This window comes from Agrobacterium sp. Ap1 (assembly GCF_017313375.1).
In the GTDB taxonomy this organism is placed as follows: Bacteria; Pseudomonadota; Alphaproteobacteria; order Rhizobiales; family Rhizobiaceae; genus Neorhizobium; species Neorhizobium cellulosilyticum.
In genome coordinates, this window is record NZ_JAFLMY010000005.1 from 43,329 (window position 1) to 56,462 (window position 13,134).

The window sequence follows — 13,134 nt, forward strand, 5'->3', positions numbered from 1 at the left end:
TGAGTATTCCGCTCATCGATCTGCAGGCGGCAGCAAGTCGAGTGGGATGCCGGGCGTGTATGTAACGAGGCGTAACCGCATGGCGAAGAACACTAACAATGAATCCATCGATGAAACGGCATTCCAGGCATTGGAAGATGCGCTGAAGATCGACTTCAACGATGAACCGCCCCGCGATAAGCCCGCCTCGGAGGCCAGAGTGTCAGACAAGCCGCGATCCCGCCCTGCCCCGTCTCAATCAGCGTCGCCCCGCCGCGAGGCGACCGCGGAAGCACCGCGCCAATCTTCGAATGAGACGTCGCCGCGCCAACCCGCCTTTGAGCCTGCCAACGATGCCGGACGCAGGAACACGGCGTCTATTATGCGCGCGCTGGACGGCGGCTCTGTTCGTGGCGCAATCCGCAATGCTCTGATCGTCTCCGTTCTCTGGGCGGTGGCCGGTATCGGCCTTGGTCAATTAATCTATGGTGGAGCGCTGTGGGAGATCACATCGGTTGCCGGCGTTCTGGCCGCTCCGGGTCTGGTCGCGCTTGCCGTCGGCATCCTGGTCCCCATCCTCCTTTTCTTCGCTTTCGCCATTATGATGGCCCGTGCGCAGGATCTCAGGAACGCTGCCCGCTCCATGGCTGAGGTCGCCCTGCGCCTGTCCGAGCCGGAAACCATCGCATCTGAACGGATCATGAGCGTCGGCCAGGCCGTACGCCGCGAAGTCTCGGCCATGAACGAGGGCATCGAGCGTACGATCGCGCGTGCAGCCGAGCTGGAAGTGCTCGTCCACTCGGAAGTCAACGCACTCGAACGCAGCTACAGCGACAACGAGATGCGTGTTCGCGGCCTCGTTCAGGAACTGGGTTCCGAGCGCGAAGCGATCGTCAATCACGCAGAGCGCATTCGCTCCTCTATGGTCGGAGCGCACGACCAGCTCAAGGAAGAACTGGCGCTCGCGACCGAGGAAATCTCTATCCGTCTCGCGACATCCGGCGAAGCCTTTGCCTCGATGATCGATACGCGGGCCGCAGCCCTGATGGAGAAGTCGGATGCAGCCGGCGAAGCACTCGCCTCATTGCTCGCAACCAAGACCGAAAATCTGATCGACACGCTGACGACCTCAGGCATTGCGCTGTCGACCGAGTTCGATATCCGTCTGGAAATGCTCAGCTCGACCTTGTCAGACAAGGGCGATGCGATCCTGTCCAATTTCGAAACCCGCGCATCGAGCCTCGATGCCAATACCGAAAAGCTCAATGCGGCACTTGCCGACCGCACGCGCCAGCTGAACGAAACCCTGATCGCGCGCACGCGGGAGATTACCGAAGGGCTGACGAACAGCGAAAAGACGATCACCGGTTCGCTCGACGGCGTGCTCACGGCCCTCAATCGTTCACTCGACGACAAGAGCAGCTCCTTCCGCCAGAGCCTGCAGTCCGCTGCAGACGATGCGGTGATGGATCTGGACCTGCGCACCGGCTTCTTCGAAGAACGCCTTCACACCACGATCGGCCACCTCAGCACCTCTTTCGACGAGGGTCTGTCGCAGTTCACCACGGCCTTCGACCAGCGTGCCGGCAGCCTCGACAGCAAGCTGATGGACAGCCTTGCACGCATCAACGAGACCGTAGCCGGCGGCCACGAAGCGATCGACGGCATCCTGTCGTCGAGCATCGAACGGATCGGCAATGCGCTGACCGACCAGCAGTTGGCGCTTGCCACGACGCTTGGAACGGGCCAGGAAGTTCTTGATTCGATGCTGGAAAGCCGCTCGAAGGAGTTTTCCGACGCACTCGCCGCACGCAGCAGCGAGATCAGCGGCGCCTTTGGCGATGCACACAACAAGATAGACATGATCATGGCAGCGCGTGGCGGGGAAATTTCCGCCAGCCTTGCCGATAGCCAGAAGCGGTTCGAAGACAGCATTTCCAGCCGCACCTCCGCGATCATCGAATCGGTCACGGAAAGCCACGAGCGCTTCGCTGGTGCTGTCGACGAAAAGGCTGGTGCATTGCAGGCGCTGATGGCGGAAACGCCGGATCGCCTTGCCTCCATTCTCGACCAGAAGAGCGAAGCGATCACGCGCGCACTGTCTGAAAGCGAATTGCGCCTGACCGACGAGATGGACAAGCGGGCGGCTGCGCTCGACACCACGCTCGCCTCCAGCCGCGATCGCATGTCGGAAATGCTCGACGACAAGTCCATGGAAATCGCAACCTCGCTGTCGCTGCACGAGGATCGCCTGACGACTACTCTGACAGACCATACGTCGAATGTCGTCAACAGCGTTGCAGATGCGGATATCCGCCTCGAACAGGCGTTTGCAAAGCGCGCCGAGGCCATCCGCGAGGCGTTTGCCGACAACCAGCTCAATCTCGACATCTCGCTGGAAAGCCGCACGTCCGAGCTTGCCAGCCTTCTACAGAGCGGCAGCGATCGTCTCGAACAGACTGTCGGCGGCGCGGCAGGCCGGATCGAAACGGCTTTGTCCGAAGGCACGGGGCGCTTCGATGCGACGATGAGCGATGGACTGCAGCGCATGGATACGTCGCTTGCCGCATCCCACGAACAGCTCACCACCTCGTTCACCGCTGCGCATGAACAGATTACATCGTCTCTTGGAAACGCCCATGAGCAGATGAAGTCTTCTCTGGGCACCGCTCACGAACGGATGGCCTCATCGCTCGACGCCGGCCATGAACGGATTTCCGGAACGCTCGATACGGCTGCGCGCCAGATCGGCGATACGCTTTCTATCAGCGGCGACCAGCTTACCGATGCCGTCGGTTCCGCTCATCTGCGCATGGCGGATGTGCTCGGCCAGGCGAGCCGTGACATGTCGGACGCACTTGACTCCGGCCATGACCGCCTGCGCACGACGCTTGACGAACGTGCAGCAACGATCGCCGGCACGCTGACCGACGCCCGCGACCAGATCGACAACCTGATGATGGATCAGGCGACCTCGATCGGCACAACGATTGCCACCAGCGCCGGCATGCTCGAAATGTCGCTCGAAAGCCAGCAGGAAGCCCTGCGCGCTGCGATCGATACCGCAGGTGAAACACTGGACACCCGCCTTCGCGACAATGTCGGCTCGATTGCCGGCCAGATCAGCGATGCGGCTCGCGAAATCAGCCAGTCTACCGACGCCTTCACATCACGCGTAGAACAGACTGTCGGCGGTGTTTCGACCGCGCTGGATAGTGCCGGAAGCCGCATCGAAGTGACCTTCGGCGGACTGGAAGACCGTATCCGCAACGAAGTCTTGAGTGTCAGCTCGATCGTCGACACGGCCGGCAGCAGCCTGGCGGATGCTCTCGGTGCCCGTACAGCCGAGCTCGAGCGTATTTCGAACGCTGCCGCTGACCGGGTCTCCGATGCAGTCAACAGCCGCGGTATCGAAATTGAACGTGCGACAGGTGAAGCAGCCGAACGCATCGCCCGCACCATCGACGAGCGCACCATCGCACTCGAACAGACAAGCACCGATGCCGCCGCCCGTATCGCCGAAACACTTGATGGTCGCACAGCCCATATCGAGGAACGTTTCGGCACCATGGACCGGGCACTGTCCTATGGTCTTGAAAACGTCGCCAAGACGATCGAAGGCAAGGCCGTAGGTTTCGCCTCCTCGCTTCGCGAAGCAGTCGTTGAAGCCGGTCAGGGCATGAATGACGAAGCCAGCCGGTCGGCAGAAACGCTGTCTCGCGCCGGCTCCGAATTCACCCAGGAACTCAGCAGTCGCAACGAGGAATTCACTCGCTCGATCGAGGAGCGCTCCAACGAAATCGTCGGACGCATCTCCGAGACGCAGAGCCGTCTCGCCGGCCAGGCTGCGACTGTCGCCCAGGCGTTCTCCGATGCCGGCAGCGCGATCGTCAACAAGGTGGCCGAAGCCGACAAGCTGGTAAAACAGCAAGTCGAGGCGATTTCGACCGCGCTCGGCGACGCCGAACAAGCGCTCGATAGCCGTGGCCAGTCTATCCGCTCGACCCTGTCGGACGCGGCAGGCGAGCTCGATGTCGCACTGGATGCCGTCGATCGCGCACTGGCCGCTCGTGGTGATGCCATCCGCACCGCGCTCGACACCCGTTCCCGCGACCTCAACTCGATGCTTGCAAGTCGTTCGGAGGAACTGTCCCGCCTGCTCGACGAGAAGGCAAAACCGATGGTGGAGGCCTATGCCGAAACCGGCAGGACCGCAGCCGAGCGCATGGAAGCGGCAGCGCAGCAGAGCGCAGAACGCCTGACCTCTGCCACGCAGCAGAGTGCCGAGTGGTTGACATCTGCGTCCCAGCAGAGCGCCGAACGTCTCGCCTCCGCTGCCAAGGAAACCAGCGCCCGTATCCGCGAAGAGAACGCCGCCCTGGTCGACGCCATCGCAGCCCGTACCAACGAGACGCTTGCGGCACTCAATCAGCGGACGGAAGCTGCCGCCCATGTTGTTCGTGGTGCCGAGCAGAGCCTGCTTGCGAATGTCGAAGGCATTATCGAGCGGCTGTCGAGCAGCAATGTCAACATAGCCTCTCTCGTCGAAACTGCAGCCGAGCAGCTGGCCGCAACGGACCAGAAGCTTGACCAGACTGCTTCGCGCTTCGCCCATTCGGCGGGTTCGGCGGCTGATCTGGTTGCAGGCTCCACCCGCCTGCTCGAAAACAACATCGACCGCCTCGTCAACATCTCCGGCCAGACGCTGAGCCAGGTCGGCGGCATTGTCGGTCGGTTCGAGGATCACTCCAAGGTTCTCGCCCAGGCTTCGGAGCTTCTTGGTGCAGCCCAGTCGAACCTCGTCAGCACGCTCGACGAACGCCAGGATGCTCTGCGCAACCTGTCCGTCGGCCTGGTAAAGCGCTCGGATGAGATCGAAGCAACGCTTCGCAACCTCACCGCGCTCGTCGACGGCGCCTTCGAACGTGCCGAGGAGCGGACAGCCCATGTCGGCGACAAGCTGCGCGAAGGCCTGCATGCCTCGTTTGTTGATATCGGTCGTCGTCTTGGCGAGACCCAGCAGCGTGCCGAGCAGACAGCGCAGGTCATGCGCGCCGCCCTTCTCGACGCAGGCGAGGAAGCCAACCGCACGATCGAAACGACACTCTCCGACGCCGAAAAGCGTGCCCGCGAACTGGCCGAGCAGATGCGCGGCAATATTTCCGGTTCGCTCACCGATGTCGAACGCCTGATGGGTGAAGCCTCGCAACGATCCGATACAGCTGCCAAGCACCTGCGTGAGACGCTGCGCCAGTCTGTCGAGGAAGCTGTCGGCCGCTTCTCCGGTGCCACCGACGAAATCCGCCGCTCCGCGCAGGATATCCGTCAGGAACTCGATGCCACCCGCTCGGAACTGAAGCGCGGTGCCTTCGACCTGCCGGAAGAAGCCAAGGAAAGCGCGGCAGCCATGCGACGCGCCGTATCCGAGCAGATCAAGGCGCTTCAGGAGATCTCCCAGCTCGTCGGCCGCTCGTCGCAGCAGCTCGAAGTCGCCGAGGCTGGTCAGCCCAAGGTATCGCTAGCACAGAGCGGGCCGACGGCTCCGATCCGGCCGCAGCAGCAGATCACTCAGCAGCCGGCTCCAGCGCCGGTCTCGGCCCCGGCAACACCGCGCAACGATGCCTATTCAGCTGGCGTGCTTCGAGGCAGCCTGCCCGCGAGCAAGCCGGCTCCGGCGGCAGCACCCGCTGCGCGTCAGGCAGACACTTCGGCCCCTGCCGGCCAGGGTGGCTGGATCAGCGACCTCCTGCGTGGCGCGTCCCGCGATGAAACCGTGGGACCGGCCCCGGCGCGTGCGCCTGCTGCCCGTCCGGCAGAACCGGCCCAGGCGCCGCGGACCGCCAATGGTGACAATCGAAACCCGCGCCACATGGTGGAATCGCTCAACTCGCTGTCCGTCGATATCGCCCGCGCTATCGATCATGATGCCTCTGTCGATCTGTGGCGTCGTTACCAGCGCGGCGAGCGCGATGTCTTCACCCGCAGACTCTACACGCTGAAGGGCCAGCAGACATTCGACGATATCAAGCGCAAGTATGATCGCGAGCCGGAATTCCGCACCGCCGTCGACCGCTACATATCGGACTTCGAAAAGCTTCTTGCAGACGTCGCCCGCACCGATCGCGACCGCACGGTTACCCAGAGCTATCTGACTTCGGATACCGGCAAGGTCTACACGATGCTGGCCCATGCTGCCGGTCGTTTCGGCTGAGCCGGAGCGTAATCGACGAGACGAACAAAAAAGGCCGCCTTATCTGGGCGGCCTTTTGTTTGATAGAGCCGGTAAGGCTTACGGCTCTTCCTGAACCGCGATAAAATCCTGATCGATCTGCAATGCCGAGATCAAATCTACAACGGTCTGCTCCGGCGATCTGCCAGCTGTATCGATGACCAGCGGCTCGGTCTCCCAGTCCTCGAAAATACGCGCCTCGGTGGAGGTCCAGCCTGGCTTGATCAGACCTGGAACATCACTCACGCGTGTCTCGACACGATGGCGATGTTCGACCTTGTCCGAACACTTGACCCAGATTTCAGAGGCCGGCACACCTTGCCGTTCCGCGACGGCCCGCCATGCCCTGCGAGTTATTGTCAGGCTGTTCACCGAATCCGCGATAACGATATGTCCTAGCGATAGATTATCCTCTGCCACACCATAGGCTACCATATATCCAGCAGGGCCGACTTCGACCCCGGCATTGCGGATATTCTGCTCGATTGTATCGACGCGCACATGAACGGCGCCAAGACGGCGCGCCAAAGCTTTTGCGAGGGTCGTCTTTCCGCTACCGGGCAAGCCTGCAAGAATAATCAGCATCGGCATCTTTCCCCAATTGTCGCGAACGATTCGGACCTGGGAAAGTTTACCGCGCCGGCTGCAAAATCACATCGATTTCAAAGCCCAGTCGACGATCTCGCCACCGACCTTCGCATAGGCCCGGTCAAGCGCTTCGATAAAGTCGCTATTCTCTGTCCCGCGAACCGGCGAGCTTCCCTTGAACACTGACTGAGCTCGGACGCTGCCATTTCTATCGTTGAGAATCTTTGCCGAAATCTCGACATTGGCAACTCGGCTGCCGCCGGTCGTAACCTCGAAAGCCCGGATATCGGTGACGACCTGATAATCAATCGCCAGCCCCTGCCCCGGTTTGCCGACGCCGCCGACTCGGCCTGAGTTTTCAAAAGCCTCGACCAGCTTCGACTGAACCAGCCGCGGCAGGCGATCACCCCAGCGGGAATTGGCAAGATACTGCACCTCGGACGGAGACACGCGGACCACGACCTGCTCGCTATCCAGCATTTTTACCGCAGTCGGTTCCGGTACGAGGATCTGCCGGTTCTTCACCGAAGGACCATCGGTTGCAGGTGTCAGCGACAGATCGAAGGTGTCGTTGTTCGCCTTTGTGCCGCAACCGCTGACCAGGACGGCCAGCAAGGGCAAGGTCAACAGCAAGGAACGATGCGGAAACTTGGATGCACTCATAAACGTCCTACCCTTGGCCTTTTGCCTTAGCGTCTCGTTCTGCCGTCATATTCCTTGACGGTCTCGCCGCCGAAGATAAGCCGTTGCGGATTCTGATCAAAATTGGTGATGGTCTGGTTGAGCGAATTCACCGTACGGCGCGTATCATCCACGAGAGCCTTCACGTCACCGAGGCCGCTAGACGAAAAACGCTGCAGGTTATCCGCAATAGGCCCCACGCGCGCATTGATGTTGTCAGCCACGGTGCGGAAGGATTCGAGCGTCTTGCGTGCCTCGGCAAACAGGCCTTGCGAGTCGTCGCTCGACACGAGGCCATCAACCTTTGCGAGGATGCCATCGACGCGGCTGGACGCGTTGTTGAGCTTGGTCGCCAGTTCGGTGAAATCGGTGATCGCCTTGTTGATGTCTTCTGAGCGGTGCGAAACATCGTCGACCACGCTGCGAGCTGAAGCCAGCGTCTGGCGGGCATCTTCAGAGGCTGCCGAGATGTTCTGGATCGCCGTACCCACCTGGCTCGGATCGACGGCCGCAAGCAGGCTGTCAGCCCGTGACAGAACCCCCTGTGCGTCGTTGCCGACCTGCGCAAAGCTCGTCGCTGCCGTCCTTACGGTCTCGACGAGCGGGCCGAAATTGTCGGACGCATTGGCGACGTTGCGCGTCACCCGCTCGGTATTGCCGACGATCTGGTTGATGCGTTCGGCATCGATTGCGCGAACCAGCTGGTCGGCCGCCTCAAGCGTAGAATTGAGCGTGCCGGACACGCGATCGACGGTCGCAGACAGGGTCGAAAGGCTGTGCAGGAACTCGTCGATATTGCCGGAATTGTTGCTGAGCGCGGCCGTAAACGTCTCGACGTTGCGGATTGTTTGCGTCAATGGCCCGCGCGCATCACCGACAAATCCCTGGATGTCGCCGATTGCCTGATCGGCTCGCTCAAGGATCTTGTCGGCCGTCGCCAGAAGGTTTGTCACGCTCGACTGGTCTGCGATCAGCACGGCGGGTCGCCCCGCTTCCATCGACTTCTGAAGGATGTTTTCCTCGCCCTTGGCGCCGCCGGAAAGCTCGATATAGGCAGCACCCGTCAGGCCCTGCACTTCCAGCACCGCCTTCGTAGACTGGTAGACCGGCGCATCGGCGCGCACTTCGGTAAAGGCGATCGAATAACGCGGATCGTCCGGATCGATCGTCAGGCCGCGCACAGAACCGACCGCAATACCGTTGAAACGCACCGGAGATCCGACCGAAAGACCATTTGCAGAGCCGGGAATGCGAATCGCAAGCTCGGCCATAGGCCCGCCGCGACCGGATTGCGCCATCCAGTAGACGAAACCGAAGGCGGCCGCGATGACCAGCAGTGTGAAGAAACCCACCAGGGCGTAATTTGCTTTGGTTTCCATGGGTTGGATCACTTCCCTGCGTCTGTCGGGCCTGCGTCTGCCGGCGGCTGGTTTTCATTGGTCACGACGGTGCGCGCACGCTTGCCGCGGAAATAGGACTGGACCCACGGATCATCGAACTCGAACATATCCTGCAGCGTACCTTCCACCAATACCCGTTTCTGTCCGAGCACGGCAATACGGTCACAGACCGAAAACAGGCTGTCGAGATCGTGGGTGACCATATAGACGGTCAGGCCCAGCGTGTCGCGAAGCTTGGCGATCAGCGCGTCGAAATCAGCGGCACCAATCGGATCGAGACCCGATGTCGGTTCGTCAAGGAAGACGAGATCGGGATCGAGCGCCAGAGCGCGTGCAAGTGCTGCACGCTTGATCATGCCGCCGGAAAGCTCCGACGGATACTTGTCCGCAGCATCTGGCGGCAGACCAACCATTTCGAGCTTCACGTAGGCGAGCTCATCCATCAGCGACTGCGGAAGATCGAGATATTCCCGCATTGGCAGCTGGATGTTTTCCTTCACCGTCAGGGCAGAAAACAGTGCGCCGTGCTGGAAAAGCACACCCAGCCGGGTGTCGAGCGCCATACGCTCCTCGTCCGACGCCTCCTCGTAATTGGCGCCCAGGATTTCGATCGTGCCGGAGCGGTGCGGGAGAAGGCGCAGCACGGTGCGCATCAGCACCGACTTGCCGGTACCGGATGCTCCAACGAAGCCGAGAATTTCGCCGCGATAGATATCGAGGTTGAGATTGTCGAGCACGATCTTGTCGCCGAAGCCGACGGTCAGATCCCGCACGGAAAGCACGACCCGCCGGTCGTCCTTTGCTGTCCTCTCCATGGTCTGCTGCTGGTCTGACAAATCCATGCCCCTTAGAAATCGATCGCGGAGTAGAAGATGGCAAAAAGCGCATCGATGAGAATGACGGCGAAGATGGCTTTGACGACCGATGCGGTGACATGCTGGCCAAGAGATTCAGCGCTGCCGCCGACCTTCATGCCCTCGACAGCAGCAACGATACCGATGGCCAGCGCCATGAACGGCGCCTTGATCATGCCCGACGCGATCGAGGTATGGTCGATCGCCTCATGCAGGCGAGAAAGATAAGTGTCGAAGGTAATGCCGGAATAGAGCAGCGCGACGATCGCCGCACCATAAAGAGCGGCAAAATTGGCGATGATGGTCAGCAGCGGCAGCGCGATGGTCAGCGCCACGAGACGCGGAAAAATAAGAACGCCGATCGGATTGAGGCCGATCACGGTCAGCGCATCGATCTCCTCACGCATCTTCATCGAGCCGATTTCGGCCGTGATCGCACTGCCTGAGCGGCCGGCGATCATGATCGCAGTCAAAAGCACTCCGATTTCGCGAAGCTGAAGGATACCGACAAGATCGACGACGAAGATTTCCGCCCCGAAATAGCGCAGCTGGAATGCGCCCTGCTGCGCGATGATCGCGCCGATCAGGAAAGACATAAGCACGATGATCGGCACGGCGCGTACGCCCATGCGGTCGATATGGGTAACAACGGAAGCCGGAGAGACACCGGCGCCGCGACCGAATTTAAGCTGGGCGCCACGGACCGCCGAGCCGAGAATGTTCATCGCGGCGTAAAAATCGCGGCCGACTTCATAGACAAGCTTTCCGGGCGGCGTGAAAACGCGCTCGAAAAAACTGCGCTTGTCGGCGGCGGGAGCAGGCGGCGCAGGTGTTGTCTCGGGCAGCGCACCGATCAGTTCCTCGATCGTGCCATTGCCGCCGGAAAGCGATGCCTCCCGCCCCTCGCCGCTTTTCGCCGTCATCAGACGACGAATCAGCCAGGCGCCTGCAGTGTCGATTTCGGAGATGCCGGAGAGGTCGATTTCGACCTTGCCCTGTCCTCCGGACTTCTCGAACTGGTCGAGATCCTTGAGCACCGGGGCCACGGAATGATTGCGCCAATCGCCCGTCAGAACATACCGTTCACCGCCATCCGGCAAGGCTTCACTATTGATTTTTGCCAGATTGGAACTCACGGGGTGCGGGTGCTCGCTTCAAATGGTCTCTGCCGCAATGCATTGATTGCGCTTCGGGAAAACGCAATATAGCCGCATCGGCCGGATTTGCCACAACAGGACGCTTAAAACCATGCCCCGTCACCTTGAAGCAACAATCGAGGCTTTCCCGATCGCAGGCACATTCACCATTTCGCGCGGGTCAAAGACCGAGGCGGATGTCATCGTCTGCACCATTTCGAAAGACGGAGTTTCCGGCCGCGGCGAATGTGTTCCCTATCGCCGTTACGGCGAGACGATGGACGGCGTGATGGCCGATATACTGGCGGTTTCAAAGGCGATCGAGGCCGGGCTGACGCGGAATGAACTGCAATCCGCGATGAAACCCGGCGCTGCCCGCAACGCCGTTGACTGTGCTTTGTGGGACCTCGAAGCGAAGCAATCCGGCCGCAGCGTCGCAGCATCGATCGGCGCCACAGGTCAGGATCCGATCGTCACCGCCTTCACATTATCGCTATCGGATGCGGCGGCGATGGGCGCGGATGCCAGGAGGAACCGCGAACGACCGCTCCTGAAGATAAAGCTCGGCACGGCGGACGACGAATCGAGGTTGCGAGCCGTGCGCGATTCGGCCCCGGATGCGCGGATCATCGTCGATGCCAATGAGGGCTGGACCAGGGATAACATAGAGCGGCATCTGGCCATTGCCGCCGAGTTGGACATATCACTGATCGAGCAGCCGCTTCCCGCCGGCAAGGACGAGATGCTTTCTCGGATAAAGCGGCTCGTACCGATCTGCGCCGACGAGAGCGTCCACTCGACTGCCGATCTATCCTCCCTGCGCGACCGGTATGACGCAGTAAACATCAAACTCGACAAGACCGGCGGGCTGACGGAAGCGCTGGTGATGAAGGCGGAAGCCCAACGGTTGGGGTTTCAGATCATGGTCGGCTGCATGGTTGGAACATCGCTTGCCATGGCGCCAGCCGTGCTGCTTGCGCAGGATACAGATTATGCCGATCTCGACGGGCCGCTGCTTCTTGCCCGCGACCGTCCGGGCGGGCTTCGTTATGAAGGCTCGCTCGTCTATCCTCCGCTTGCCGAACTCTGGGGCTGAGAACGGGTCGCGAGCACCAGAACGACAAGGCCGATCACGGCCAGTAGAGCCATGGCGAAATAACCGTAGATTTCCAGCTGCCGGTAGATGACGCCGGCAAGCAGGGTCGAGATCGCCAGAAATGCCCCGTTATACGCGACGTAGACGCCCTGCGCCGATGCCTGCTGATCCTCCGACACCATTTCAGACAGACGGTATTGCAGCCCCAAATGAACGCAGGCGAAGCTGAATGCGTGAAAGATCTGCAGTATCCCGTAATACCAGACATCCGAGCCGAACGGAAAAAAGACCCAGCGCAGGATCGCCATCAGGCAACCGAAACGCAGCAGCCCCAAGGGTGTCAGGCGTCTTGCAAGGCTGCCTGAGATGAAAAAGATACCGATCTCGGCAATCACGCCGATACACCAGAGAGCGGAGATCACGGCATTCGAAAAGCCCATGCCCTGCCACTGGATCGTGCTGAAACCGTAAAACATCCCGTGGCTCGACTGGATGAGCGATGCCCCGATCAAGAGGAGATGGACGGAAGCGCCGAGCGGACGGCGTAATGTCCTCGGAGACGCTGCGACCGTGCGCCTGCCGATCTCCTGGTCGAGCCGGGGCGCGATGAAGGCGACGGCAAATGAGGTCAGGAGGACCGCAACCAGCATGAGCGGGATCGCGATATTGCCGATGGCCGTCGAGAGACTTCCGGCGATCAGCGTCGTCACCACAAACCCGACCGATCCCCAGACCCGCATCTTTCCGTAATGAAATCCCCAGCGCTTGACGCCGGAGATCGAGATCGATTCGACGATTGGCGTATAGGGGCCAAACAAGGCGGCCTGTACCGCCACGGCGGCGAGCACGACCCAGAAATCACCGCTGAGGAGCAGGCCGAGGATGGAGAATACCGATGTCGCCGCGGACCATGCGAGAATATGGCGTGGATCGCGAGCACGGGCACTGAGAGAGCCCGTCCCCATGGCGACAAAAACGCGAAACACCACCTGGGCCGCGAGGATCGCGCCGATCTGCATTGCGCTGAAGTTCAGGCCATTCAGCCATACGGGCAGATAAGGCACGAGAATGCCGTTGAGCGACATCGGTGCGGCATAGGCGAGCGAGCAGCGAAGCTGAAACCGCGGCGGAGCGGCAGACGATTTTGCGGCAATGTTCACGGAATCACAAA

General features: G+C 60.9%; 8 protein-coding genes. 2 read left to right on the plus strand and 6 right to left on the minus strand.

The genetic code is table 11. From position 1 onward, the window contains the following. Positions 1-79: 79 nt before the first annotated feature. On the plus strand, positions 80-6,190 hold the full coding sequence (locus tag JZX87_RS11705) for an apolipoprotein A-IV repeat region-like domain-containing protein (RefSeq protein WP_206825664.1): 6,111 nt from the start codon (positions 80-82) through the stop codon (positions 6,188-6,190). A gap of 78 nt (positions 6,191-6,268) precedes the next feature. Here the strand turns inward: JZX87_RS11705 and JZX87_RS11710 are convergent, their stop codons facing one another. The 5 genes from JZX87_RS11710 to JZX87_RS11730 form a co-directional block, all read right to left on the minus strand. Next, positions 6,269-6,793, minus strand: coding sequence for a P-loop nucleotide/nucleoside kinase family protein (locus JZX87_RS11710; protein ID WP_183821654.1), 525 nt, complete (start codon positions 6,791-6,793; stop codon positions 6,269-6,271). Positions 6,794-6,859: 66 nt separating this feature from the next. Further along, positions 6,860-7,459, minus strand: a complete 600-nt coding sequence (locus tag JZX87_RS11715) for an ABC-type transport auxiliary lipoprotein family protein (RefSeq protein ID WP_148144330.1) — start codon at positions 7,457-7,459, stop codon at positions 6,860-6,862. A gap of 26 nt (positions 7,460-7,485) precedes the next feature. Next, positions 7,486-8,856, minus strand: a complete 1,371-nt coding sequence (locus tag JZX87_RS11720) for an MlaD family protein (protein WP_148144329.1) — start codon at positions 8,854-8,856, stop codon at positions 7,486-7,488. Positions 8,857-8,864: 8 nt separating this feature from the next. Continuing rightward, the gene (locus JZX87_RS11725) at positions 8,865-9,692 is read right to left on the minus strand and encodes an ABC transporter ATP-binding protein (RefSeq protein WP_148144328.1); all 828 of its coding nucleotides are present in this window, start codon (positions 9,690-9,692) and stop codon (positions 8,865-8,867) included. A gap of 32 nt (positions 9,693-9,724) precedes the next feature. After that, positions 9,725-10,867, minus strand: a complete 1,143-nt coding sequence (locus JZX87_RS11730) for an MlaE family lipid ABC transporter permease subunit (RefSeq protein WP_183821652.1) — start codon at positions 10,865-10,867, stop codon at positions 9,725-9,727. Positions 10,868-10,979: 112 nt separating this feature from the next. Here JZX87_RS11730 and dgcA point away from each other — a divergent pair, with 112 nt between their 5' ends. Further along, positions 10,980-11,963, plus strand: coding sequence for an N-acetyl-D-Glu racemase DgcA (dgcA, locus tag JZX87_RS11735; protein WP_206825665.1), 984 nt, complete (start codon positions 10,980-10,982; stop codon positions 11,961-11,963). On the opposite strand, the gene JZX87_RS11740 is transcribed toward dgcA, so the two are convergent. Further along, entirely contained in the window at positions 11,933-13,123 is a 1,191-nt protein-coding gene (locus tag JZX87_RS11740; protein ID WP_353654185.1) for an MFS transporter, read from the minus strand. The two genes, dgcA and JZX87_RS11740, sit on opposite strands and share 31 nt — an antisense overlap. Positions 13,124-13,134: the final 11 nt, after the last annotated feature.